General features: G+C 57.1%; 19 protein-coding genes and 1 other RNA gene. 10 read left to right on the plus strand and 10 right to left on the minus strand.

Annotation, left to right across the window (positions count from 1 at the left end; genetic code table 11):
- Positions 1-34: 34 nt before the first annotated feature.
- The gene (locus tag K5845_RS06255; RefSeq protein ID WP_046479622.1) at positions 35-2,014 is read left to right on the plus strand and encodes an ATP-binding protein; all 1,980 of its coding nucleotides are present in this window, start codon (positions 35-37) and stop codon (positions 2,012-2,014) included.
- Positions 2,015-2,057: 43 nt separating this feature from the next.
- On the opposite strand, the gene K5845_RS06260 is transcribed toward K5845_RS06255, so the two are convergent.
- From K5845_RS06260 to K5845_RS06295, 8 genes are all read right to left on the minus strand, one after another.
- Entirely contained in the window at positions 2,058-2,771 is a 714-nt protein-coding gene (locus K5845_RS06260) for a phosphatidylserine decarboxylase (protein WP_046479618.1), read from the minus strand.
- A gap of 159 nt (positions 2,772-2,930) precedes the next feature.
- The gene (locus tag K5845_RS06265) at positions 2,931-4,421 is read right to left on the minus strand and encodes a Do family serine endopeptidase (RefSeq protein WP_052744076.1); all 1,491 of its coding nucleotides are present in this window, start codon (positions 4,419-4,421) and stop codon (positions 2,931-2,933) included.
- Positions 4,422-4,624: 203 nt separating this feature from the next.
- The gene (locus tag K5845_RS06270) at positions 4,625-4,810 is read right to left on the minus strand and encodes a DUF2065 domain-containing protein (RefSeq protein ID WP_090227972.1); all 186 of its coding nucleotides are present in this window, start codon (positions 4,808-4,810) and stop codon (positions 4,625-4,627) included.
- 14 nt (positions 4,811-4,824) lie between these two features.
- The gene (gene hflC / locus K5845_RS06275; protein WP_046479613.1) at positions 4,825-5,766 is read right to left on the minus strand and encodes a protease modulator HflC; all 942 of its coding nucleotides are present in this window, start codon (positions 5,764-5,766) and stop codon (positions 4,825-4,827) included.
- Positions 5,767-5,771: 5 nt separating this feature from the next.
- A complete protein-coding gene (gene hflK / locus K5845_RS06280; RefSeq protein WP_046479608.1) occupies positions 5,772-6,941 on the minus strand; it encodes an FtsH protease activity modulator HflK in 1,170 nt (389 codons plus the stop codon).
- Positions 6,942-7,190: 249 nt separating this feature from the next.
- A complete protein-coding gene (locus K5845_RS06285; protein WP_046480864.1) occupies positions 7,191-7,700 on the minus strand; it encodes a dihydrofolate reductase in 510 nt (169 codons plus the stop codon).
- Positions 7,701-7,751: 51 nt separating this feature from the next.
- A complete protein-coding gene (locus tag K5845_RS06290; RefSeq protein WP_046479606.1) occupies positions 7,752-8,546 on the minus strand; it encodes a thymidylate synthase in 795 nt (264 codons plus the stop codon).
- 60 nt (positions 8,547-8,606) lie between these two features.
- Positions 8,607-9,347: a CPBP family intramembrane glutamic endopeptidase gene (locus tag K5845_RS06295; RefSeq protein ID WP_052744075.1), complete on the minus strand. Its 741-nt coding sequence runs from the start codon at positions 9,345-9,347 to the stop codon at positions 8,607-8,609.
- 206 nt (positions 9,348-9,553) lie between these two features.
- Between K5845_RS06295 and ssrA the strand changes: the two genes are divergently transcribed.
- The 6 genes from ssrA to K5845_RS06325 all read left to right on the plus strand — a co-directional run bounded on the left by ssrA (position 9,554) and on the right by K5845_RS06325 (position 14,524).
- Positions 9,554-9,945: a transfer-messenger RNA gene (ssrA, locus tag K5845_RS06300) on the plus strand.
- Positions 9,946-10,003: 58 nt separating this feature from the next.
- Positions 10,004-10,690 (plus strand): SspB family protein, encoded by a 687-nt coding sequence (locus K5845_RS06305; protein WP_090227977.1) that lies wholly within the window; start codon positions 10,004-10,006, stop codon positions 10,688-10,690.
- Between the two features lie 177 nt (positions 10,691-10,867).
- Positions 10,868-12,277: a class II fumarate hydratase gene (gene fumC, locus K5845_RS06310; RefSeq protein ID WP_287958646.1), complete on the plus strand. Its 1,410-nt coding sequence runs from the start codon at positions 10,868-10,870 to the stop codon at positions 12,275-12,277.
- Positions 12,278-12,918: 641 nt separating this feature from the next.
- Complete coding sequence (locus K5845_RS06315) at positions 12,919-13,863, plus strand: CysB family HTH-type transcriptional regulator (protein WP_046479595.1); 945 nt, start codon at positions 12,919-12,921, stop codon at positions 13,861-13,863.
- A gap of 134 nt (positions 13,864-13,997) precedes the next feature.
- The gene (locus K5845_RS06320; protein ID WP_046479592.1) at positions 13,998-14,249 is read left to right on the plus strand and encodes a DUF4169 family protein; all 252 of its coding nucleotides are present in this window, start codon (positions 13,998-14,000) and stop codon (positions 14,247-14,249) included.
- Positions 14,249-14,524: a ribbon-helix-helix domain-containing protein gene (locus tag K5845_RS06325; protein WP_076605360.1), complete on the plus strand. Its 276-nt coding sequence runs from the start codon at positions 14,249-14,251 to the stop codon at positions 14,522-14,524. Before K5845_RS06320 ends, K5845_RS06325 begins: the two co-directional genes overlap by 1 nt.
- 12 nt (positions 14,525-14,536) lie before the next feature.
- Here K5845_RS06325 and K5845_RS06330 read toward each other — a convergent pair whose 3' ends face one another.
- On the minus strand, positions 14,537-18,526 hold the full coding sequence (locus K5845_RS06330; protein WP_287958647.1) for an AsmA family protein: 3,990 nt from the start codon (positions 18,524-18,526) through the stop codon (positions 14,537-14,539).
- A 369-nt stretch (positions 18,527-18,895) separates the two neighbouring features.
- Between K5845_RS06330 and K5845_RS06335 the strand changes: the two genes are divergently transcribed.
- Positions 18,896-21,376 (plus strand): ATP-dependent helicase, encoded by a 2,481-nt coding sequence (locus K5845_RS06335; RefSeq protein ID WP_287958648.1) that lies wholly within the window; start codon positions 18,896-18,898, stop codon positions 21,374-21,376.
- Positions 21,377-21,414: 38 nt separating this feature from the next.
- On the opposite strand, the gene K5845_RS06340 is transcribed toward K5845_RS06335, so the two are convergent.
- The gene (locus tag K5845_RS06340) at positions 21,415-22,794 is read right to left on the minus strand and encodes a J domain-containing protein (protein WP_287958649.1); all 1,380 of its coding nucleotides are present in this window, start codon (positions 22,792-22,794) and stop codon (positions 21,415-21,417) included.
- Positions 22,795-23,228: 434 nt separating this feature from the next.
- Between K5845_RS06340 and K5845_RS06345 the strand changes: the two genes are divergently transcribed.
- Both K5845_RS06345 and K5845_RS06350 read left to right on the plus strand, forming a co-directional pair.
- Positions 23,229-24,725, plus strand: a complete 1,497-nt coding sequence (locus K5845_RS06345) for a TMEM143 family protein (protein WP_052744074.1) — start codon at positions 23,229-23,231, stop codon at positions 24,723-24,725.
- A complete protein-coding gene (locus K5845_RS06350) occupies positions 24,725-25,678 on the plus strand; it encodes a 50S ribosomal protein L11 methyltransferase (RefSeq protein WP_287958650.1) in 954 nt (317 codons plus the stop codon). The genes K5845_RS06345 and K5845_RS06350 overlap by 1 nt, the downstream gene beginning before the upstream one ends.
- The last annotated feature ends 105 nt before the right edge of the window (positions 25,679-25,783 follow it).

Here is a 25,783-nt window from a genome sequence, read left to right on the forward strand (position 1 = left end):
CGCCCGGTCTGAACAAAAACGCGGAGCATCTAAAATGCTGAACGGCGACAGCTCCATTGGACGCATCGTATCCGTTACCGGTGGCAAGGCGATCCTTATGCTCGATCCTCCGGCCGAAGGCAGCCCAGCTATGGCCGGCAATCGGCCCGAAATGGGCACATTGCTAGCTATCGACACCTCGAATACGATCGTGCTCGCCATCGTATCCGCATTAAGTGTGCCCGTCCCTGCACAACGGGACGGCGAAGGCGAGATTTGGATCGCTGAACTCAACCTCGTTGGAGAGCTCTCCAGAGATCGCCATAGCGAGACGAGGTTCAATCGTGGTGTTACGAGCTACCCTGCACTTGGTGATCGCGTTCGCGTTGCCGCAAAGAGTGAGTTGCAGCTCGCATTTTACGGCTTCGATTCAGACAGCGTTCGCGTCGGCACGCTCCGCCAGGACAGCACGATTCCGGCTATCATTAAGGTCGATGATTTGCTCGGAAAGCACTTTGCGATCCTCGGCACGACAGGTACCGGAAAATCTTGCGGCACAGCACTCATCCTGCGCGCAATTCTCGACAAACATCCCGCCGCCCATATTGTGCTGCTCGACCCACACAACGAATACGCGAGCGCGTTCCAGGGCCGGGCCGAGGTCATTTCTCCAAGAAATCTGCAACTTCCATTTTGGCTTCTGACATTCGAGGAAGCAGTCGAAGTTCTGATTGGTGACGTTACACGCAAAGCAGAAATCGAAATCCTTCAGGAACTGATCCCGCTCGCGAAAGCACGTTACGGCATCGGCCGAAGCCCGGACGCGGTGAACCAACGGCTACGACGCCCATCGATTGATCCCAGCCGCTACACAATCGACTCACCCGTTCCTTATCGTATTTCTGACCTCGTAAGTCTGATCGACGAACGCATGGGTAAACTCGAGAACAAGCGGGATCTTGCGCCCTATCGTCAGCTCAGAGCACACATTGAGAGCATATCCTCCGATGTCCGCTATGCCTTCATGTTCGGATCAGTCACCGTCTATGACGGGATGGCGCAAATCCTTGGCCGTATTTTCCGTGTACCGGTAGACAACAAGCCGATTACAATTCTGGAACTCACGGGCCTTCCGACCGAAATCATAAACGTGGTCGTTTCCGTCATCTGCCGTATGACGTTCGACTTCGCACTCTGGGGTGAAGGCCAAGTCCCCGTGACACTCGTATGCGAAGAAGCACATCGATACATTCCCGCAAACACCGACCTCGGCTTCGAACCGTGCAAACGCGCCATCGCCCGCATTGCCAAGGAAGGACGCAAGTACGGAGCCTCTCTCTGCATCGTCACTCAGCGCCCCGCCGAGATCGATCCCACGATCCTCTCTCAGTGCAACACCGTGTTCGCGTTGCGCATGTCCAATGATAGAGACCAGAATATCGTGAAGGCCGCAGTTTCCGATCCCGGTTCAGGCCTTCTCGAATTTCTACCCGCGTTGGGGCAGCGCGAAGCAATCGCATTTGGCGATGGTGTGTCGCTCCCCGTACGTATCCATTTTGATGAGCTGCCAGAAGATTGTCTGCCACGCTCAGCCGCCGCGCGGTTTACCCACTGCTGGCAGCAATCTATCGGAGATCAGAAACTTCTAGAGCACATCGTAGAGCGCTGGCGCTCATTGGGCAGCGGCCAAGTAACCGCGACAACCCACGAATTGTTTGCTGAAAGTCTAGCTGTTTCCGACATGGATGACAGGTCGGCAACGTCCCCCTCATACGCATCGACCAGCACCGACAATCTCGACGAAGTCCTTCCAGCGCTCGAAAACATCCACGAACTGCCCGAGCACGCCCCTTACGCACCACGCTTCGCGCAACCGGCCCCGGCGAGCACCGCCAAGCCTCTGCGGCCGCCGGAGCAGACGTCACCCCCACAGCTCCGCGCAGTCCCCCAACCACAGCGCGCCAATGCCCCGCCCGCCACGAGCGCAGCCCTGAAGTCATTGCGTGAACGCCTTATGCAACGCCCACAGCGTTGAAGCTTGCGAGATCTAATTCAAAGCTACGATAAGCTTGGCGGTTTCAGCTCCGCCGAGCTTCCATGGCTGGCGCATCCGAGCTCAAATCGGCGAGCAGCGTTTCGCCTGCGATCGACCTCTGGCCAACCGCAACCATCGTAGATTTTCCCGGGGGCAGATAAACGTCGACGCGAGATCCGAAGCGGATCAGTCCAAATCGCTGCCCGACCCCGACACTGTCGCCCTCATGAGCAAACGTAATGATGCGCCGAGAAACCATCCCCGCGATTTGCACGACCGCGATTTCATCTCCGGTTGGCATCTCGATGACCAGAGCGCGGCGTTCGTTGTCCTCGCTTGCCTTATCGGAAGTGATGTTGACGAATGCACCGGGAATATAAACGGAACGCTTCACGCGTCCGGCCACGGGCACCCGGTTGATGTGCACGTCGAACGGCGAAAGGTGTGTCTCGATCCGCACACGCTCACGATCACCAAGCGCAAGCTCAGGTGGCGGGCGAACCTTTTCGATCGAAGCGATCATGCCGTCTGCAGCCGCAACGACAAAACCATCACGGAGCGGCGTCACGCGGTCAGGGTCTCGAAAAAAATAGGCGATGAAAATCGTGGCAAGCACCGCCAACCAGCCAAGCGGCGACCAAATGAAAAACAGGATCAGAGCCAGGATTGCCGCGACAGCGATAAACTTATGTCCGTCGCGATGAACCGGAACGAAATGACCTGCCAAACTTTCCAAAAAGCTCGATTGCTCGCGCACGTGGCAAACTCCTCTCAGGTAATCACAACCCGCATACCCGTTGGAAAGCTGAAACGCTATTCAATTCGAAAACCGACAATCCGTTTGCGGATCCGCCGGCTTTCAAACCTGAACCTTGTCACGTGAGTTCTCCCGCGCGCCACAGATAAAACGTTAGCGCTACTTGATCGGAAGGGCCTCGAACCGCACCTCACCACGTTTACCTTCGATACGTAGCAACAACGCCTGCCGGCCGCTCGCCTGAACACGCTCAACACTTTCGGCAACTTCCCGCGGCGTGCGCACTTGTTCTTGGCCGGCCTCAACGATGACATCACCAGGTTTGATGTTTTTGCCCGCCGCCACGCTTTCTGGCGCAACCTCCGTGACGATCACGCCATCGACATGGGCATCGACGCTATATTTGGAGCGAAGGTCGTCAGTAAGTTCGCTCAGCGTCATACCCAGAATCGGCCCGGTTTCCCCATCCTCGGCACTTGGCTCATCACCTGACGGAAGGATGCCTGCGTCTCCGGTTTCCTCCGCAAGCTGCCCCACCTTGACCGAAAGCGACATGGCCTTGCCTTGCCGCCATATCTCGACCGGAACAGTCTTCCCAATCCGCGTCTGCGCTACGATCCGTGGAAGCCCGCGCATCGTCGAAACGTCTTTGCCATCGAACGACACAATCACATCTCGCGCTTGGAGGCCCGCCACCGCAGCTGGGCTATCCGGCTCAACGGCTGCAATGAGCGCGCCTTTATTGGGCGGAACGCCCAGGTCCTCCGCAATTTCGTCAGCCACGGTTTGGATACGCACGCCGAGCCAACCTCGCCGTGTCACACCATACAGCTTGAGCTGCTCAATAACATTCAGAGCCGTATCTGAGGGTACGGCAAAGCCAATACCAATGGATCCGCCGGTCGGAGAGATAATAGCCGTGTTCACTCCGATGACTTCACCATCCATGTTGAACAGAGGGCCGCCCGAGTTTCCTTTATTTATGGCTGCGTCAGTCTGCAGGTAATCATCATATGGGCCGGAATTTATGTCCCGCTCCTTGGCTGAAATGATTCCCACGGTGACCGAACCGCCCAAACCAAAGGGGTTCCCGATCGCCATCACCCAATCACCGACCTGAAGCGTCTCAGATGACCCAAACTTCACATCTTTCAGTGGCGTTTTCGGATTGACTTTGAGCAACGCCAAATCCGTTTGGGTATCCTTGCCAACGATCTTCTCGACCTTCAACTTCGACCCATTGGCGAAGTTTACATAGATCTCGTCCGCATCCGCAATCACGTGATTGTTCGTGACGACAAGACCTTCCTTACCGTCCACGACGAATCCCGAACCAAGGGACGAAACGCGTCGTTCGATCCCTTCGTCAGCACCTGGCTGATTGAAAAAATCGTCAAAAAACTCTTCGAACGGCGAGCCCTTAGGTACCTTTGGCAGCGGCACGCCGCGAGGTCCCTTTGCATGCTGGCTGGTGGAAATGTTTACGACTGCATCAATCAGGCGGCCCGCAATAGGCGCAACGCTCTTTGGACCATTCTGAGCTATCGCTCCTCGCCTTGCCCCATCAGCGGCAAGGACAGATAGGGCCGCGATAAAGACGGCAAGAACCATCAAACCACGCAAGGGCGAACAAAAACCAAAACCTCGCATACGGTTGACACTCCCAGGTTAGCGGCCCCAAGCGCAAGTGGCGGAGTACAGCTCTGCGGATATTGTTCACTCTGCCACTGGACCAAAAGAAGGTTTGGCTAACCTAGCGACCCTGTCAATCCGGAGAATTCACTCTTGGCCTGAAACGAGAAACGCCGCCACGAAACCTTCCGTGGCGGCGTCAAGATATGGTTAGAACGAACTCATCCCCGGATCAGCCAAACAATGGCAAAACCAATGGCAACCGCCACCCAGCCGGCCAGACGCAACGACTTCTCCGGCGTCTGGGCAGCCCGGCTGAGCATCGACAGTGCAACCCCAGGAGCGACTGCCCACAATAGCCCTTCGATGACGAGGACAAGGCCTATCGCGACAGCAAGGTCCGTCATATTTCAAAACGCACTTATTGCGGAGCAGGCGATCTCGACGCCGGCCCACTTGGCTGCGCCCCTTGTGGGTTGTTGAAATATTCGAAGAACTGCGAGTCGGGCGAAATCAACATACGTGTATCACCCGGCGACATACCCTTCTCGTAAGCCTGCATCGATCGATAGAAGCCGAAGAAGTCTTCGTCTCTGCCGTAAGCTTCCGCAAAAATTCTGTTCCGCTCGGCATCGCCTTCACCTCGAGTGATCTCGGCCTTTTTCGTCGCTTCAGCCAGAATCACCGTTGCTTCACGATCAGCCGTCGCCCGAATGCGGTTCGCAGCGGCATTACCTTCCGATCGAATTTCCGTCGCCTCGCGCTGGCGTTCGGTCTGCATGCGCCGATAGACGGCTTCCGAGTTCGCTTCTGGCAGATCGGCACGCTTAATGCGCACATCCACGACGCTGATGCCGAGGTCCTTAGCCTCGCGATTCACACGCTCCAGAATCGACGTCATGAGCTCTTCGCGCTTATCGCGGACAAGCTCCTGGAATGTCGCGTTACCGAGCGTATTACGCAGCGAGGACTCGATCACGTTGCTGAGGCGTTGCCGTGCAATCCGCTCGTCCCGCACCGTTTGGTAGAACAGCAGCGGATTGATGATCCGAAAACGCGCAAAAGCATCAACGACAAGACGCTTCTGGTCCGAAGCGATAACTTCCAACGGCTCCGCCTCAAGGTCGAGGATACGCTTATCGTAGAACTCCACCGTCTGAACGACCGGAATTTTCCAATACAGGCCCGCGTCGTTCACAGGCTGACCATCCGGGCCAACCTCAAACTCATTGATCACGTTTACTGGCTTACCGAACTCGAGAACGATCGCCTGCTCGGTCTGCCGTACGATAAATGCCGACAGGTAAACGACGGCCGCGCTGAGACCTGCCAGAATGATCAGAATGGCTAATAGCGTGCGCATTGGCGTTATTCGCTCCCCTTAGCTGCAGTACCGGCGCGTTGGCGCAGCGGTTCAAGTGGCAGGTAGGGGACCACTCCAGAAGTGTTGCCCTTTGAATCCATGATGATTTTATCCGTACCTTGGTAGACCCGTTCCATGGTTTCCAAGAACAAGCGCCTGCGTGTCACGTCGGGAGCCTTACGATATTCCTCGTAGACTTTTTCAAAGCGTGCAGCCTGACCAGTGGCTTCCTGAACAGCCTGCTGCTTGTAACCTTCCGCAGCCTGGAGAATACGCTCAGCCTGACCACGCGCCTCAGGCACAACCTTGTTTGCGTACCCGAAAGCTTCGTTCTGAATACGTTCGTTGTCAGCTTTAGCCGCCTGGACGTCACGGAACGCGTCGATGACCTTCAGCGGCGGATCCACTTTCTGGAGCTGAACGCGCGTCACACGAATACCGGAACCATAGCTATCCAGCGTCTTCTGCATAAGCACGCGCACGTCATCTTCGGTTTTCTGACGTGCACCTGTCAGGATCGGCTGAATATCACTCTTGCCGACAACCTCGCGCATCGCTGCCTCGGCAACCTCTTTCACCGTCTCATCCGGGAATTGCAGGTTGAAAAGATATTGCTCGGCGCCTGTCTGTCCCGTGTTCGGATCCTTGTCCTCTGCCTTAATGCGCCAGAACACCACGAAATCCACGTCAACAATGTTCTCGTCGCCCGTAAGCATCAGGCTTTCTTCGGTGACGTCCCGCTTAGCGACCCCGCGCATGCTACTTACTGAGCGCATACCGATCTCAATGGAGTTCTCACGTGTCACCTTGGGCAACATCACTTCCTCAAGCGGATAAGGCAGACGGAAATGCAGACCTGGGCCTTCCTGACGATTGAACTGACCGAAGCGCAAAACGACGCCGAGTTCGTCTGGCCGCACCGTGAACGTGAAAGCAAAGAAACCAACGAACGCAGCAGCAATCGCCGCAATAAGCAACAAGAGCGGTCCAGGCACCCCACCTGAATGCATGACTTGCTTCATCCGGTCTTGGCCGCGCTTGAGCATTTCTTCCAGATCTGGCTGCTGACCGCCGCCGCCTGGACCATGCTGACCGCCGCCTCCAGGACCTTGTCCCCAGGGGCCGCCTCCGCTCTTCCAACCACCGCCGCCGCCATTTTGATTATTCCAGGGCATACGTCTTAAGCCTCATGTCTGTTGGAAGGCATGGGCGCCAATTTCGCATAGCGATGGCAGCACCACGTGAGAAGTTCATGATCCGTGCGGACATCGGATCAAAAAATATTGTCCGCCCGCTTATAGGGCATCGAACCCTGCGCGCGCAAACAACCGCTTCGAATTTGGTGATGCAGGCGCTGCCGTCAAGACGATATTGCGACCTAAATCCATGCAAACAGTCAAAAAATACGGTTGCAGAGGCAGCAATTAGATCCGATCCATAATTTTTAAGGTCGCTGCGTACTGATCCCGCTCGGTCCTGGGAATGGGCTCCCGGCCAACCTCTCGCCATATTTCAGCATCGAGCGGAGGAAATATTGTGTCGCCTTCTGGCGTCCCGTGCACCTGCGTCCAGTAGATTCTGTCCGCATGATCCAACGTATCCTTATAAATCTGCGCACCTCCGATGACTGCAACCTCGTCTGCGCCGCGCGCCTCCGCCAACTCTCGCGCGAGAGCAAGCGCTGCGTCAACATTGGTAACGACATATGCGCCATCAGCCTTAAAATCAGCGCTGCGGGTTACAACGATATTGTCGCGTCCATCCAAGGGCCGTTTCGGTAGGGAATCCCACGTCCGGCGCCCCATGACGATGGGCTTACCCATCGTCAAACGACGAAACAGCTTCAGATCGGAAGAAAGACGCCAGGGTAGTTCCCCATCGCGGCCAATGACACCGTTCTCCGCAACGGCAACAACAAATGCGACTTTTACCATGAACTCCTCTGGCAATTCAGCCACGATGGGCGTGTCTGACACGCGATGCGGCTAAACCGCTACGTCGGCCTTGATATGCGGATGCGGATCGTAGCCCTGGATCTCGAAGTCTTCATACGTGAAATCAAAAATGTCTCCGACGTCGGGATTGATCCACATTTGCGGAAGAGGCCGCGGACTGCGAGCCAATTGTTGATCAGCCTGTTCCAGATGGTTCAGATAAAGGTGCGCATCTCCCAGCGTGTGAACGAAGTCGCCAGGCTGCAGCTCTGTGACTTGCGCCATCATCATAGTCAGCAAAGCATAAGACGCGATATTGAACGGAACCCCCAGGAAAATATCCGCCGAACGCTGATAAAGCTGACAGGATAAGCGTCCATCCGCGACATAGAACTGAAAGAGGCAATGGCACGGCGCCAAAGCCATATCCGGGACGTCCGCTGGATTCCATGCCGACACAATCAACCGGCGACTGTCGGGATTGGTCCGGATCTGATCGACAACATCGCTGATTTGATCGACCGCACGCCCATCGAGCGTCGCCCATGAACGCCACTGCTTACCATAGACCGGGCCGAGCTCGCCGTTTTCGTCAGCCCATTCATCCCAGATGGTTACGCCATGCTCGCGCAGGTATTTGACGTTCGTGTCGCCGGTTAAGAACCACAACAACTCATGGATGATCGACCTCACGTGCAGCTTTTTGGTCGTCACCAACGGAAAACCCTCGGAGAGATCGAAACGCATCTGGTGTCCGAACACGCTTAACGTGCCAGTTCCAGTACGATCGGTTTTCCGCGTGCCGTGCTGGAGCACACGCGCCAGCAAATCGAGATAATTCTGCATGAAGTCAGCCTAGCCCGATTCCCAGTAGGACCACATCGGTCCATCGGTTTCGATCAATCTCTACGCGGGCACGGGAAACGCCGCGAGATAGGAGATGATCACACCATTATAGACGCCGTGGCAAATGATCGGCACCCATAGGCTCCCCGTCTGCCACAGGAGCCAGCTCAGCACGAGGCCGACGAGAAACACTTCTCCCAGACCAGCCAGCGAATAGCCCGCGTGCAGTCCCGTCCAGGCGACCGTCGTAATCACCGCCGCATTCACAAATCCCAACCGCGATTTCGCCAGCGCCGACTGAAGGAACCCCCGAAACAACAGTTCTTCCGAGAGGGGAGCGCCAATCACGGCGACCAGCGCTAATGCCCACCCCCACGGGGACTGCATGATTTCCCACAACGGTCGGAGATCGCCGACCAGGTCGTCAGGAAAAATAAGAAAAGTCAGCAAAGTATAGACAAGCGTGACACCCGCTATGAACGCGAGGCCGTTCGCGACATCTCGCCACCCTCCCGCAGGCTGGCGCAACGCTAGAACATCGGCGCGCCGCCCCCCGAAGAAGCCGGCAGCGAGAACCGTAAGCCCTATAATAAGAAGCTGTACCAGAAGCTCGACCCAGAGCGATCGGCCTTGCGAATCAGGTTGGCCTTCATTGGCCAGCACAAGAATGCCAAACCCCGCCGCTGCAGCACCAATGAAGATCACGAACGTGGCCAATACCGCCAGAACTGGGCCCCACCCGGTGCGCGCGTGATAGGCCGGTGTATATGGAAAGGCGCGCGCCAAATATGCGAGAGGCATGCCCTGAAACCCTTCTTCTACCTATCCGTTATCCCTTAGGACGCCCAGATAACGGGCTAAAACGGACAAGCTTTATGGATCCGTGAAGACCCGGCGAATCATAATACCGGACGCTGAATTCTGAGGATAAAGCGAAGGCAGAAATGTCACCCTGAAGCATTCGCTCACACGAACTATCGCCTGTGTAGCGGTCCTGCCTTGCAACGACACTTTTTTTTCACTTGCAGCCGTCATATATTCAAATCGCTGGAGCGATCCAGCTATGGCGATAAACGCGGTCGTAATAAGCCGTTCGGACCCGGGGGCGGTACCCGGCGCCTCCACCACATGCCCACGCGCAAAATGCGAAAGAGCCGTTTGGCCGCGTGTGCGTGGGTATCTGATGGGGGCGAAATAGGATCGACGAAGGTGTAAAGGGCTTAGCTTTTGCTCGGCATGGTTCCGCCGTTATCGGGCCGATCATAATAGTTGCAAATGACAACTATGCTGAGGCCGCTGTCGCTGCGTAATGCAGTGCCAAAAGCCTGAACTTGAAGTCCTTATCCTAGCTGGGTAAGGCGCGGTATCGGAGGGCACCGGGCAACAGAAGCCCTCCACTAATTCTTGGCGCACCTTTGGCGAGCGGGGCGCAAAATAATAAGGTTGCGCGAGACGAGATGACGACCGAGCAAACGATCGACTACGAGACCCTGGCGCAGGAAGCCATGCGCGGCGTCGTGCGCACCGTTCTGCAAAAGGCGGCAAAATTCGGCTTGCCGGGCGATCATCACTTCTACATCTCCTTCGAGACACAAGCCGCCGGTGTCGCTCTCTCTAAGAGGCTGAAGGAGAAATATCCCAGCGAAATGACGATCGTTCTCCAGCACCGCTTCTGGGACTTGAACGTTTCGGACGACCGCTTCGAAGTGAAGCTCACGTTTGATGGCATTCCCGAGCGCCTCGTCGTGCCCTTCTCAGCCATCAAAGTCTTCTTCGACCCGAGTGTGCGCTACGGTCTGCAGTTCGAGGAACCGGATTTCACTGCGGACAGCGTGGACCAATCGGTAAGCTCGCTGGAGTCGAACTATTCCAGCCTCAACGGCGATTCAGATCCCGAGCACGCCGAGCCGACATCGCTTGCAAATGCCGCCAATCGGCGTTCGCACAACCGCCGCCGCGATGACAACGCAAAAGAACCGGCTGCTGATGTCGTGAAAAAGCACGCGCCGGCCCAAGAACGCGCATTGAACGGTAACGCAGAGCAATCAGACGGCCTCGAAGCCGAGGCGAATGAAGAAGAAGCAGAACTGCCTGCGACTGTCGGCGCTGAAATCGTAAGCCTCGACGCTTTCCGCAAAAAATAAGCCAGCTTACCCCTAAACATGTTCGGCTCCGTGGCACCACCCGCCGCGGCCGGATTTGTCCTGTCTGGCATAATACCAACGGCGGGGACCGCCTGAGGTGGCGCATCTCGTGCGTCCCAGTATAAATGCGCTTGCAAACAACTCTTTCCGACGAACGAAACCAGCAGTGAGCCGCCCATGACCGCCACAGCCCCCAAGGCAACGCCCCGCACCGAAACAGATACATTCGGCGCCATTGAAGTTCCTGGCGACAAATACTGGGGCGCACAAGCCCAGCGATCACTCGGCAACTTCAAGATTGGCTGGGAGAAGCAGCCGGCGCCCATCGTTCGCGCTCTTGGCATTGTTAAGCGCGCCTGCGCCGAATCGAATGTGGAGTTGGGACGCCTTAAGCCGGACGTCGGCAAAGCCATCGTCAACGCGGCCCAGGAAGTGATCGAAGGCAAGCTGGACGAGCACTTCCCATTGGTCGTTTGGCAAACGGGTTCGGGCACTCAGTCCAACATGAACGCCAACGAAGTGATCTCCAATCGCGCGATTGAGATGCTGGGTGGCGAGATGGGCACGAAGTCTCCAGTCCATCCCAATGATCATTGCAACATGAGCCAGTCGTCGAACGATACGTTCCCGACAGCCATGCACATCGCATGTGCCGAAGAAATCCAGCATCGCTTGCTGCCCGCGCTCCAACAGTTGCGCAATGCGCTGAACGACAAAGCGCAGGCCTGGAAGTCACTTATCAAGATCGGCCGCACCCACACGCAGGACGCAACGCCTCTCACTCTTGGTCAGGAGTTCTCCGGCTACGCACAACAAATAGAAAACGGTATCCAACGCATTGAAATGACGCTCCCGCGCCTCATGGAACTGGCTCAAGGCGGCACCGCCGTCGGTACGGGGCTCAATGCCCCCATCGGTTTTGCCGAAATGGTTGCGGAAAAGATTGCGGCAATCACCCAGATGCCGTTTACAACCGCGCCCAATAAGTTTGAAGCCCTAGCTGCGCACGACGCGATGGTCTTCAGTCACGGCGCCATCAACACCGTCGCCGCCTCACTCTTTAAGATCGCCAACGACATTCGCTTCCTCGGTAGTGGTCCGCGCTCCGGTCTGGGCGAACTGTCGCTCCCGGAGAATGAGCCGGGCTCATCCATCATGCCGGGCAAGGTCAATCCCACGCAGTGCGAGGCCATGACCCAAGTCTGCGTGCAGATCTTCGGCAACAACGCCGCAATCACGTTCGCAGGCAGCCAAGGCCACTTCGAATTGAACGTCTATAATCCGGTGATGGCTTACAATTTCCTGCAATCGGTACGTCTCATGGCCGATGCCACCGTATCGTTCACGGAAAACTGCGTGGTTGGCATCACGCCGCGTGAAGACAACATCAAGGCCGGCCTCGAGCGCTCGCTCATGCTCGTCACCGCCTTGGCGCCCAAGATCGGCTACGACAACGCAGCAAAGATTGCCAAGACGGCGCACAAAAACGGCACCACGTTACGTGAGGAAGCAGTCGGCGGCGGCTATGTGACGGATGCCGAATTCGACGAAATTGTCGACCCGTCCAAGATGATCGGCCCAAAGTGATCCTTAGGAGCCTAGGGGCCGCCCATGACAGGGGGCCCCTACGGATAGGCACCCAAACCATTATCTAATTTGCGGACATACGCGGCGTTGCACCAAAAAATATACTATTCCACACAGACCACTTCGCAAATGCAGCATCACCGCTCGATAAATTTTGGAAGAAGCCAAGTAATTCAGCGACACGTCTCGGAAAGTTATTTCGCACTAGCGAATTAACCTGTCGCCTTATGCACGCGGAGGAATAAGCACAGCAGAACTTCTTGGTTAGGATGAGCATGCGCGCTGGCTACAGTTTGCAAACACAAAATGAGCCAGACCGGAGGAACGCGCAATGACCACAACCCAGACACTGTCCTGGTTAGGTTTCTTTCTCTCCATCGCCGTCGTGATCGCGATCAGCATTTCGATCTGAGTTGTAGGATATGCGATGGCGCAGCAAACTGATGTGTTGCGTTTCGCTCTCTGAGCCATCGCCCCAACAATCTCAGCGCAAATTGCCAGAAATTATGTTGGCTTTCGCCTTTTGCACGCATTGAACTGACGTAGATCTCTGGCAAACCGGACGATCAAGCCTCTATCGTCGAAGCCGGGTTATAAAATACTAGATACGTCCGTCCCAGCCTCAATGCCGCGAGCCATACATGAACTTCCAACAGCTTCGGATCATCAGGGAAACCGCGCGGCGCGGCTTCAACCTGACAGAGGTTGCGGGCGCACTCTACACTTCTCAATCCGGCGTCAGTAAACACATCAAGGACCTCGAGGATGAGCTTGGCGTCGAGTTGTTTGTACGGCGCGGCAAGCGCCTGACCGGCCTGACTGGCCCTGGCGAAGAACTATTAGAACTTGTCGAGCGGCTCCTGCTAGAAGCCGAGAATATCAAACGCATCGCTGATCAATATTCACAAACAGATCGCGGCGAACTCACTGTAGTGACCACGCATATGCAGGCTCGCTATGCGCTGCCCCCCATCGTCGCAAAGTTCAAGCAGACCTTTCCCGATGTGCATCTTGTACTTCACCAGGCCAGTCCGGCCGAAACGGCCTCGATGCTTCTTGATGGCTCAGCCGATGTTGGTGTCGCGACCGACGCTCTGATCGACAATCCCGACCTGATCTCATTCCCCTTCTATTCCTGGCACCATGCTGTCATCGCACCGAAGGGACACCCGCTCGAAAAAGTCACGCCGCTGACGTTGGAAGCGATCGCCGAATATCCGATCATCACGTATAATCCCGGCTTCACCGGCCGCGCCGGTATTGATGCAGCCTTCGCATCCGCAGGTCTCTCACCCGATATTGTCATGGCAGCCCTGGACGCAGACGTGATCAAGGCCTACGTCGAACTCGGCTTAGGCGTAGGGATCATTGCCTCGATGGCGTTCGATCCCACGCGCGATACCAAGTTGACGTTGCTCGATTCCACCCCCCTCTTTCAAAAGAACACCTCGCGGATCGCACTTCGCCGCGGCCGATATCTACGCGGCTTCGTCTACCGTTTCATCGAATTCTGCTCGCCCGAATTGACCGAAGGCCTCGTCCGCTCGGAAACCTCACCATCGGGCAGCAACACCTCCGGCGAATGAGCTAAAAGCAAAGTCTGAAGGTTCGAAATCCGTCGCCACCCCAAAGAGGGTGGACAGCATGTAACTTGGCAATCCCGGGTTTTACAGGCTATCAAAATTCCCAAGACGCCAGAATTGGGAACGGATCGACGCTCATGACCGCCGAAATCATCAATTTGCGCCAAGTCCGCAAAGCCCGTGAACGCGCGCGTAAAGAAGCGCAGGCTGAAGAAAATCGCGCAAAATTCGGACAGTCGAAAACCGAGCGCCAAAAACGCTCATTAGAAGCAGAACACGCGAACCGCCAACTCGACGGTGCTCAGCGTGTCGGATCGCCAGACCACCAACCCTCGACCCCACCCAGCAATCCCAAAGATGATATCCCACCATCAGGTGGTGCGGCCTGATGCGGCCTAAGAAGCGCTCTTTCTCAATTAAGGGGCACCGCACATCGCTTTCGCTGGAAGAGCCATTCTGGGCGGCATTGAAGGAGATCGCGGCCTCGGATGATCGGTCTCTCGCCGATATGGTCGGAAGCATCGACGCACAACGCGGCGACACAGGTTTATCGTCAGCCGTGCGGCTCTACGTCCTTGAGCGCTATCGCGAAGCAGCACGCACCAACAAGCCGAACGAAGAGCCGGCTCATTCAACTGAAAATATCGAACGTTCGCCCCACTGACGCTTTGGCTCGTCAGTTCGTGCCGAGCAATTGCTGGCGCATGATGTCCGACGGCGAGAGTTGGGGTATCTCCCGCGCGGGTCGCGGACGCGGAGCCCGCTGTACCTGAACGGATGGCGGTGGTGGTTCGTTGATGACTGCTTCCGGCGGCACGGGTTGACCTGCTCCCGGAGCAAATTCACCGGCATTGCTACCTTGCCCCGGAGCCGTCTCGATAGGTGGCAACGGTTCTGAAGTGATCACCCCGTTCATGCTGTTAGGCGTAATCGGATATTGAGGGCGCGCGGCGGCAGCGGCGGCCGCAGCCTTAGCCCGCTCTTCTTCAATCTTACGCTGCCGAGCGCGCTCACGCGCCGCCGCTTCTTCATCCAGGCGACGCAAGCGTTCCAGCTCGTTAACGTTGCGCTCCATACGCCGCACAGTCAGCTCGCGCTCCAAGGTATCCGCCGTCACCTTGGGCTCAAGCGACGCCAATTCCGCGACCGGACCGACAAACGTCACAGTTACCGGAGGCCAATCAGCCTCGCCATTGACAGCTGACTTCGCCTGAATGCGCCATTCACTATCAACAGCCAATGCGGCGATATCGAACGTCGTAATGATCTGCGTGCTTCCCTTCGGCGTATCAACCTTGATCGGACTAACCCGAACAGCACCGTCGATAATCTCAAGTGCGACGGAGCGCTTTCCTACCGGCAGTACGCCCTTACCCAGTTCCTGACGCAAAGTCCCCGCGAAGTTGTCGATCGGATCATCCGAGGCCACCAGGGACAGCGCTGAGCCGGTAACAAGAGCCGGATCAAGCCCGTGCACCTTGGCGTCGGTAAAAGTCAGTTCTCCCGAACCGACGAGTGCAGAAACAAGCCCGCGTGGCCCCAGCGCGCGCCCCGTGAACTTGGCATTCGCATCGACTGTGCCTGTTGCGAGCACACGGCCTCCGGCCTTCTGCGAAACGACCTCAGCCAAATTCCCACCTTGCAGAGCAACGTTACCACTGGCGATCACCCCCGCCGGCGCACGCTCCAGTGACAGTTCACCACTGACCCCGCCACCGAGCACCGTTGCTTCCTTGAGTGTGAGCTCAACACGCGATCCGCCAAACGAAACTGTCAGACCAGCATTCTCGGCATGCAGCTCCTCATTGAACATCAACCGGCTGGCCTTCAGCTTGAGCTGACCGGAGAGGTCCACGAGTGGGGACATGTCGAAAGCCTGATCTGAAAAGACCGCGGCATCCGTGACCAATCCTTCGGCCGCCTGCGCAACCTGTGGAAGGCCCGTCCCGCCTGCTGCTGAACGTTGTTGCCCGGGATCCGTGTCTTCAGGCGCCTCCGATCCCTGTCGGGGACGCGCCAGAACAGCGGACATGAGGCCGGGCAGATATGCTGCATCGGTCGTTAAGTCCGCTTCGAGCCGGCGACCGTCGCCTTTCTGGCGCGAAACGGCAATCGAACCCGCAAGCCGCGAGCCGGCAAAAATCATATCCCGCGGCGTAAACACGTAGCGCCCGTTGCTCCGGGTAAACTCAACAACACCCTGCGCCGGGCCCAACTCCGCGCCATCCGCCAGCTCAATGCCGACCAAGCCAAGCACATCGTTACTTTGCCGGGCGTTGACGACAAACTCTCCGGAGATCGCGCTCAGCATATCGCCAGCAACCCCGCTCTTGCCGTCGTAAATCAGCGAAAACCCATCGCCATCCAGCGTCGCCATCGTCAGCATGCCATCATTAGGAACGCCAACAGCCTTCAACAGCCCGCTACCCCCATTCAGCGCTGAATTGGATGTTTCAAAGCCCTCTGCTCCGCCAAGCCAATTTGCCACCCAACGCGCCGCCTTGCCATCCTTGACGCGCACAAGGATATCCGCGGACTTCTCACGCCAATGATCAATGCCGCCATCGAGCCGAAGCTGTGCCTCGACTGACCCTCCGCTGGCCATTCCATCAACGTCAATATCAGCGGCATTGGGCAGGCGTTGCGAAAGAGCGAGGTTGCCTGCAAGCCGAAACGGCGCAAGATCCGACAGCCGTTCGGTAAAGCGCCCCCGAGAAGCTTCTCCGCCTAGCGCGTTCGCAAGCGTAGTCACCGCCTCTTGGTTTTGCGCTCCAATAACGAACCGCAAGGTCCCCTTCGGTGCTTTGGAAGGCTCGGCAATGCTGCCCTCCATGGAAACCGACAGGCCGGACGGAGTTTTAAAGTCCGCGGTGGCGATCTCTATGCGGTTATCCCGCAAGGCAATGTCGGCATTCACATCCTTCAGTTCGTTGGAACCGTTACGCAACGTGTCCGCACGCACACGCAAGCGCACGTCACCAAAATCTCCAGAGAGCCAAGCGGGAAGGACATTATCGCCCGAAGCAGTCTCAACGCTCTTGCTCAAGATGTCGACAATGGCAGGCATTTGAAAATCATTGAGCCCGACCCAGCGCGTATCAATCTCGCGGCCTTCGATCTCCACGGCGAGCCGCTTACCATTTTTGTTCTCACGCCAGCTCACGCTACCTCGGATGGGAACGCCGGAAAATTCGGCACGCGCGTTAGAAAGCTGGAGGCTGGAACCACCCAGCCGCATCTTTCCATCAACGGCAAAGGGCCCATCGCTACTGATGCCACTGGTTGCTCCAGGGCCAAGCGCCCAGGAAATCACGTGTGCCGCGCTCACGCCTCCGACATAGAGATCACCTGAAAAAACCGGCACACCCTCTGTCGCCTCAACCTGTCCGGAAAAATCAAACCGCGCGCCGCCCGGCAACACAGCGCGCATCGTCTTCATCTCAAGAGGACCACCGTTGCGCTGCATCTCTAACAAGACATCGCTCACGGCATCGCCGCCGAGATTGACCTGATCGACCCTAAGGTCCGCACTCACGTCGACGCGTTCAGGAAAGACGTCGATCAATCCGGCAAGAAGTGATTGAGCCGTTTGAACGGGGCCAGTAAAAGCTTGAGGTTTGGCGCCGATTGCTTCACCGTTTCCAGGTGCCCTTCCCGCAGGGGTTTCACCTGTAGGCATTGCCGATGCTTGCGACGGCGTCCCGCCTGCCAATCGGTCAAGATCAAGCCAGCGCGAACTGAGAGACAAATCAATCTGGTGTCGCCCGCCCCATTCCGCAGCCATCTGACCGACGACAATCTGTGGCTGCCCAGAATTTTCAAACGAAGCAACAATTTCGGATAATTGCGCGCCTTGGGGACTGCCTTTCATCTTCGCCTTGAGTTCGGCGAAAGCATCATCCCCCATTTTGTTGATCTGAACCCGCCCCGAGAGATCCCCCTCGATAGCCGGTTGTTCCCAGAGATTGCTCAGTCGAAGATCGACGGCGTAACGATCCTTGCTCGACGGTGTCCGGATTTGTCCATTCAGGCGGACGGTGCCAGCCTGATCCGGCTCAGATGTCGCCAGCCGGATCTGCCGCTCTGTCCCACTCAAGTCAACCGATCCGCGAAACGTATACGGTCCCGCGAGCTGCTTTGCGGCAAGTTCACCGTTAATCTTCGAAAGCCGCGCAACCTCGCCACCACGTTGCAGGTTCAGCGCAACGGCGCCATCGCTGATATGAACAGATTGGAGTTCGACGCCGGTCGGAACGAACGGCAAAGACCCGTAACCGGCGTTAAGTGAACGCCAATTCCCATATCCGTCTTCATTGACTGCAAGTGTGACGCTGGGCCGTTCCAACTCAATTCGCTTGGCCTCTAGCGCACCCTTCAGCAAGGGCGGCACAGACAGCCACATCGTAAAGCTTTCTGCGCTGAACAGCGGCGCACCAGCGATGCCCGTCGTATCGGAAATACGCAGCTTTTCAAACCGAACGTACGGCGCGGGCAACAACCGCAAATTGACATCCCCGCCAACCCGTACGTCCCGGCCGAGAATACGCGAAGCCTCTTCTTCGAAGACCCCGCGATAAACGTTCCAATCAACGAAATGCGGACCGGCGAATAGAGCCGCAAGTGCCAGGATCAGGAGGCTACCGATCCACGTCAGTAATGCGTTCAAAATTTGCCTCCGCCTGCCTGCCTACGTGCCTGGAGCAATAACCACGCACGAACTGCTAACGCAAAATCTCAGCCCCGACATTCTCGCCGTCAACGAACACCATAGCTTATCCGTCCATATCGCGACACGTCACAGTCGGATGCCTGGACGGATTTGCCAAGTCTTACGCTGAGTTTTGGACTCTAAAATGGTGCAACGCCAATCAAGACTTCGACAATCAGCGCTCCGGAGTTTGCTTGATTTTGCGGCAGCGCGGCATAAATCGCTGGTCGCAACCCTTCCCAAATACCCACTGGGCGTCTCGTGACCTCTGTGGAACCGCCGCTCCGCCCGATTGCCGCCCAGCTGAGCGTGCTATATTGGCAAACAATGAGCACGAATCATAAGACGAACACAGCATCGGCTCATATGCCGATCGAACCGCAAGACGACCCACCCTTTGACCTCCCGCCGAACACAGAGTCCGGCGCAGGAACACCTGGGCAGGCCGCACCTGCGCACGCGCAAGGCTCCATATCGCAACGTGCGCTTGCAAAACGCCCGATGTCATCATCGGCAGCGCCATACCTCGATGCGCTCAATCCGGAACAACGTGCTGCGGTAGAAGCTCTTGAGGGGCCCGTCCTTGTGCTTGCGGGGGCCGGCACCGGCAAAACACGTGTGCTCACCACCCGAATCGCCCACATCCTCGAAACCGGTCGCGCCTACCCATCCCAAATCCTCGCCGTAACATTTACGAACAAAGCAGCGCGGGAGATGAAAGAGCGCGTCGAGCGCTTTGTTGGCGGCAGCGTCGAAGGCATGCCATGGCTGGGCACCTTCCACTCGATAGGCGTGAAAATCCTGCGCCGCCACGCCGAACTCGTCGGTTTGAAGCAAGGCTTCACGATCCTGGACGTCGATGATCAGCTCCGCCTGATGAAGCAGGTGATCGAAGCTGAAGGCTTGGACAAGGATCGCTGGCCGGCCCGTCAGCTCGCCGCCTACATAGACCGCTGGAAAAACCGCGGCCTCACGCCAGAAAAGGTGCCCGCCGGCGAAGCTCACGCGTTTGCAGGCGGCAAAGGCCGCGAGCTTTACGCCGCCTACCAACGCCGCTTGAAGGAATTGAACGCCGCCGATTTTGGAGACCTCCTATTGGAAAGCCTCAGGCTTTTTATGGAGAATCCGGATATTCTGGCGCAGTATCACAACCGTTTCCGCTACATCCTCGTCGATGAATACCAGGACACCAACGTCGCCCAATATTTGTGGCTGCGTTTGTTGGCTCAGGGCTCCGAAAAGCCGAACATCTGCTGTGTCGGCGATGACGATCAGTCTATTTATGGCTGGCGCGGAGCCGAGGTCGACAACATCCTGCGGTTTGAACAGGACTTCCCCGGTGCAACCGTCATCCGGCTAGAACGGAACTACCGGTCTACCGCGCATATTCTGGCAACCGCCTCACATCTCATCACCGCCAACGAGAACCGTCTCGGCAAGACGCTCTTCACGGATGGCGCAGCCGGCAACAAAGTCACCGTGACCGGACTATGGGATGACGAAGAGGAAGCCCGCACCATTGCCAGCAACATCGAAGCCTTGGGCAAGCAAGGGCACCGGCTGAACGAGATCGCGATCCTCGTACGCGCATCTTTCCAGATGCGCGTATTGGAAGACCGCTTCATCACGACAGGTTTGCCCTACCGTGTCATCGGCGGCCCACGGTTTTATGAACGAGCCGAAATCAAGGACGCGATCGCCTACCTGGAAGTCACGGCCAATCCAGCGAACGATCTTAAGTTCGAGCGCATCATCAACGTGCCCAAACGCGGCTTGGGGGATAAGTCTGTCAAACGCGTTCGCGAATTGGCACGCGCCAGCGAGATCCCGCTTTTCGCCGCGGCACAATCCATCATCGAAACCGAAGAGTTGTCGGGCAAGGCCCGTCGCTCTTTGAGCGATCTCGTCAGGCAGTTCGAGCGCTGGCGAGCAAGCGCCGCAACCATGCCCCACACAGAGCTGGCCGAACTGATCCTGGACGAGTCAGGCTACACTCAGATGTGGCAAGCGGACAAAAGCCCGCAAGCTCAATCCCGGTTGGAAAACCTCAAAGAACTCGTACGCTTCATGCACGAGTTCGATACGCTACAAGGGTTCCTTGAGCACGTGTCCCTGGTGATGGATATCGACAACGCGAGCGACGGTGATCGCGTCTCCATCATGACGCTGCATGCCGCCAAGGGCCTGGAGTTTGATACCGTCTTTCTAACTGGCTGGGAGGAAGGCGTATTCCCGAGCCAGCGTACGCTCGATGAAAGCGGACAGGCCGGACTGGAGGAAGAGCGTCGTCTGGCTTATGTCGGCATCACCCGGGCCAAGGTCAGTGCACATATCTCCTTCACTCAGAACCGGCGCAATCGTGGTCTCTATCAATCCGCGATCCCCTCACGCTTCGTCGACGAACTCCCGGAAGCTCACGTCGAGGTTGTCGAAGCTAAAACACCGTTCGGTGGTGCATATCAGAATTTTGGTGGGCGCTTCGGAGGCAACCCTTACGGCGCCAGCCGCTTCGATGAGGCCCCAGCGGCATTCCAATCGAGCTACGCGACGCCGGGCTGGCAGCGCGCGCAAAAACAGTGGCAATCAGATTCGACAACGCCCCCACGCCGTCGCGCAGCCCCACGCACGATTGAAGGCGAACTCGTCGCATCCTCAACGAGCGAGTCCTCATTTGAAATGGGAGAGCGGGTTTTCCATCAAAAGTTTGGCTATGGCCGGATCTCGGAAATCGACGGCAATAAGCTCACCATTGATTTTGAGAAATCGGGACGCAAGCGCGTCGTCGACTCTTTCGTCGAGCGCCACTGACACAGAAACAATGAAATCTCTTTGCGAGAAACGGCTCGTTAAGCCGCACGCTTGCCCGTGATCAGATCCCAAGCAATGTTGATGCACTTGGTGCGCTCTTCACGCAAATCGCGATCGGCGGCATCACGGGCGAGATCCGGATGCCAACTCATCCGCAACCCATCAACGATCTTTTTCAACGTAGCTTCAGACACGCTAGCGTTGATCCCGAGCAACTCGTAGGCTTCCGCGGCCGTCTTCGGCACCGCTCCCCGGCCGACACGCGCCCCTTTCGACATGCTGATTGCCGCACTATCGGCGATACGGCGAATGCGCTCGAGATCACGGACAATCGCACGAAGCCCGGCCGACGTGCGCGCTTCCGAAAGCTCGCCCTTATCCGCCTGTTTCAATGAAGCAAGCCGTTGCCGAATGCCCTTCAATTCACCGGAAAGCGTATCACGCAACGGCCCGGCAGATTTCAGGGAGTACACGAGGGACTCGACCTGAAGCAGGAGGGCCGCAACAGAATCGACACCGTTGAAAAAGGTCTGATTATCCGTCCGCGGAAGCTTCGCTGAAAGCTTTGATCGCCACCAACTGCGTGTTGCACTTCCACCAATTACAGTCCGCAACCGCGCAAAACTGAACGGAGTGCGCCACCGGTGGCGTCCCAGAAACCCAAACATTGCCGCCAGCAACGTCAGCGCCAAAGCACCTAACGTATAGGCATAAACCAGCCCGCCCGCCGCCGGGGAAACAGCCGCACCGACATCATGCTCGTAAACCACCGTCTGCCAAGCTTCTTCCGAAATCAGAGCCGTATCTGCCACCAAAATCGCGGAGCTGGCCGCCGAACGCGCGGCCATATCAGCTGCTGCAGCTATAGCAGCATCCGCCGCGTCCGCGGCGATGGCGTCAGGAGGTACGGAAACAGGGTTCGGAACCGTGGGGTGATCCACCAGATTTTGCGCAATATCTGAGAGATCATCGTGCGGATTGAGACGTGCGCCCACCTCTTCGATGGGGGCATACCCCCTGGGAATAATGAAACGCGCTGTCCGCTGCGCATTTCCCTTGTTGGTACGTATCAACAAGTTGAGCTGATCTGCCTCCAACCAGGAAGCGCCAATCGCTTCACTTCGTATCTTCGCGGCAATTTCAACCCACGAAACACTTTTTCCACCGCAAGAGATCGCGAAGCGATAGATCGTCATCGTTTTGCAATTAGGAGAGCCAGCCTCCCGGCATGCCGTATAAGTCCGCTGCTCTTTGTTGCCGAGAATTTCGTACAGCTGCGGTGCGCCTGCCTTAAGGACAACTTCGTTTGCCCGCGTCGTGCAGGAATAGGGCATCTCTAGGCGATCAGCCGCCGACGCGGGGAGGGCGCTCCACGCCGTCACCGACAAAATGCCACAGATTGTCAGAGAGCGACGCACCCAGACCCCCCTATCACTGGAACGCTTCCGCACCGCCGTTTCTGTGTTCCAACCTAGGCACGACTAAGGCAGTTTCACGCAAAATTGCATGAAGCTGTGAATCACTGTTCTGCCAAATACTACATGATCCGACGCCACAGGAATGCCGTCGAAGCAACGCTATGACACCATGAATCGTCTTTACACGCCAAATAAGTTCGACGGGAAAATCACGGAGTCTTGCATAACTACCGCGTTTATCCGATCAAACCGTCACAGAGATCGCTTGTTTTAGGATGTATAGTCGCTCGCATAAACTCGACAGCAGCGGAGTTGCATCCTAAACACTACCCTCGTGGGAGAGGGAAACAGCGATAACAGTTGACGGTCCGGCAAGGAATCCCGTTCCGAACGTCATATTATTGCGTCTGAGACTTATCGGGAGGTTGTGTGTCATGTCCCCGGTCAACGCTGCGGCTCAGGAAGAACCGCAAATCGTCGTGCGTGAGGATTCGCCCTCGGGATCACCATTGACCCCGCCGACCAGCACCTACATGGCAACTGCGCTACCCCAAAACGGCGTAGACATCCTCAAACCCGATGACGAACGCCCGCGCGAACGTTTTATTCCGATCACGCGTTTCGCCCTCATCGACCGGCTGACATCACCACAGGCCTGGGGCGCGGAAGAAGCACGAGTGGCCCGTCGTTTCTTTCATTATCTCGACTACTGGCGTCATCAGCTTTACGGCGCGCGTCTGCTTGAGCTGGAGCAGACTTACGAACCGTTCAGCCCAGATACCGATCTGTTGCTGACACGCAAATACAGCCGCGATGAACTGCGACAGATGCAAAAACGCTTCGTCTCGGAAATGGAGTCGATTCTCGAACAAGCAAATTACGAGCGCCTTGACCCGTCCGTGATCACAGAAATCCTGAGCGAGGCGACCCACTACGGCCTCGACTTGCGGGTCGACTTTTCGTTGTTCGAAGAATGCTTGATCTATTATCGCGGCGCTTCAACACGCAAAGATCAACGCCGCAACCTGCGCAAATTCCTCCGCAAGGAAGAATTTCACGTGCCGATTTTTCAGCGACTGTTCCTGCTCTTCAAATTAAAGCCGCTCGACCGACACATCCGCGAGATTATGGAAAAGGAAAAGATCTCGCGGAAGGAAGCAGAACGCATGGCAAAACGTCTGCGCGCGAATCTGCCCTCCGCCGTCAATGAAGACGACATCTACATGAAGCTCTTCAAAAACATCCCGCGGTCGGATGTCGAAATGGTGTTTCCGAACACCACCGTAAAATTCCGTTTGATGGATAAAATTACTTTAGGTGGCACCGGCGCGTTTGGCGTCGGCATGAGCACGTTCGCCGCCGCCGGTAAAGTTGGGCTCCTACTCACCAACCCGATCGTTGCAGGCGGCGCGATCTTGGGGTTAGGCGCGGCCCTGTTCCGCCAGGTCAGCAACTTCTTCAATACAAAGCAGCGCTACATGGTCATCATGGCGCAGAACCTTTACTTCCACTCCATGGCCGACAACCGCGGCGTTATGATCAAGCTCGTCGACCGCGCCGCGGAGGAAGACGTAAAGGAAGAAATTTTATTGTATTGCGTCCTGGCCAAAGAACAGGCACATCGCAACGATCTGAAAGCTATCGATCTTGCGATAGAGCAATACCTCAATTCGAGCTTCGGCGTTGATGTCGATTTCGATCTGGAAGACGCCTTATCGCGACTGATAGCAGACGGCCTCGTTACCGAGGACGCCGACGGTTACCTGCATACGCTGCAGCCGCGCGAAGCGGCCCAACACCTTGATGCCAAGTGGGACATGTTCTTGGATCTGCTCCCCGATATTGAGCATAACGAGGGTCGGGAAATCCGGACGGCGGACCCGGTCCCGGAACCAACTGCAACAGCCACGCCGGCGGAACAACACGCATAATGTACGCAAACGCGCCTACTGATACCGACACCTCTAACGACCTGACCCAACACCGCGCGACGACCCTTTCCGCGATCATCTCAGACCGGGATCTGGCTTATCGACTGGCCAGCGTACTGGAAAATCTGATCGAACCTCAACCCACCGCTCTGAGCCTCTTCGAAGAAGCCGGAAAGGGCTGGCGCATCGAGGCCTACTACGATAGCCAGAGCGACGCGGAAGCTGCGGCTGCCGGCGTCGAACCCGCTCTGGGAGCCCCTGCTCCACAATTTACCCTCGCGCCTGTGCCTGAAGCCAACTGGGTGGCGTTGTCCCAAGCAGCACTTCCCCCAGTCACAGCGGGTCGCTTCACGGTTCACGGCAGCCACGACACCCATCGCGTCGGACGGGGCCCTGGCGCCATCTTGATTGACGCGGGCGAAGCTTTCGGCACCGCGCATCATGCCACGACCTACGGCTGCCTTCTTGCGATCGACCGTCTGACCCGGCGGCGGCGATACGCCAACGTCCTGGATTTGGGATGTGGTTCCGGCGTGCTGTCCATTGCGGTGGCTCGTGCACTTCCCGCAACAAAGATCCTGGCGAGCGATCTCGATGCGCAGTCCGTCCACGTCGCCGCGGCCAACATCGCTGCAAATAGGGCTCACGATCGCATCTCAACAATCGTCGCCTCCGGACTGGAGCACCCGCGACTACGGGCCCCCCAAAACTTTGACCTGTTGATCGCGAATATTCTCGCAGCCCCGCTCATCATGCTGTCCGGATCAATTGCGCGCGCGACAAAACCCGGCGGCCATCTCATCCTCTCCGGCCTCCTCACGCATCAGGCTCCTGAAATCATCGCAGCCTACCGGGCGCGCGGTTTCTATCTTGAGCAACACAGCCGCATCGCCGGGTGGTCAACCCTCGTCATGCGTCGCCTCAACGACAGACCGATATCACCGCATCACTAAACCGGCGGGGTCGTAACGGCTCTTCGCCATGCGCGGATATTGCGATAGATGCGCATCTCGCTCTACCATCACGCTCCCCAAGCCAACGGCACTTGCGCCGTGAAC

The organism is Filomicrobium sp. (assembly GCF_025698805.1).
In the GTDB taxonomy this organism is placed as follows: domain Bacteria; phylum Pseudomonadota; class Alphaproteobacteria; order Rhizobiales; family Hyphomicrobiaceae; genus Filomicrobium; species Filomicrobium insigne.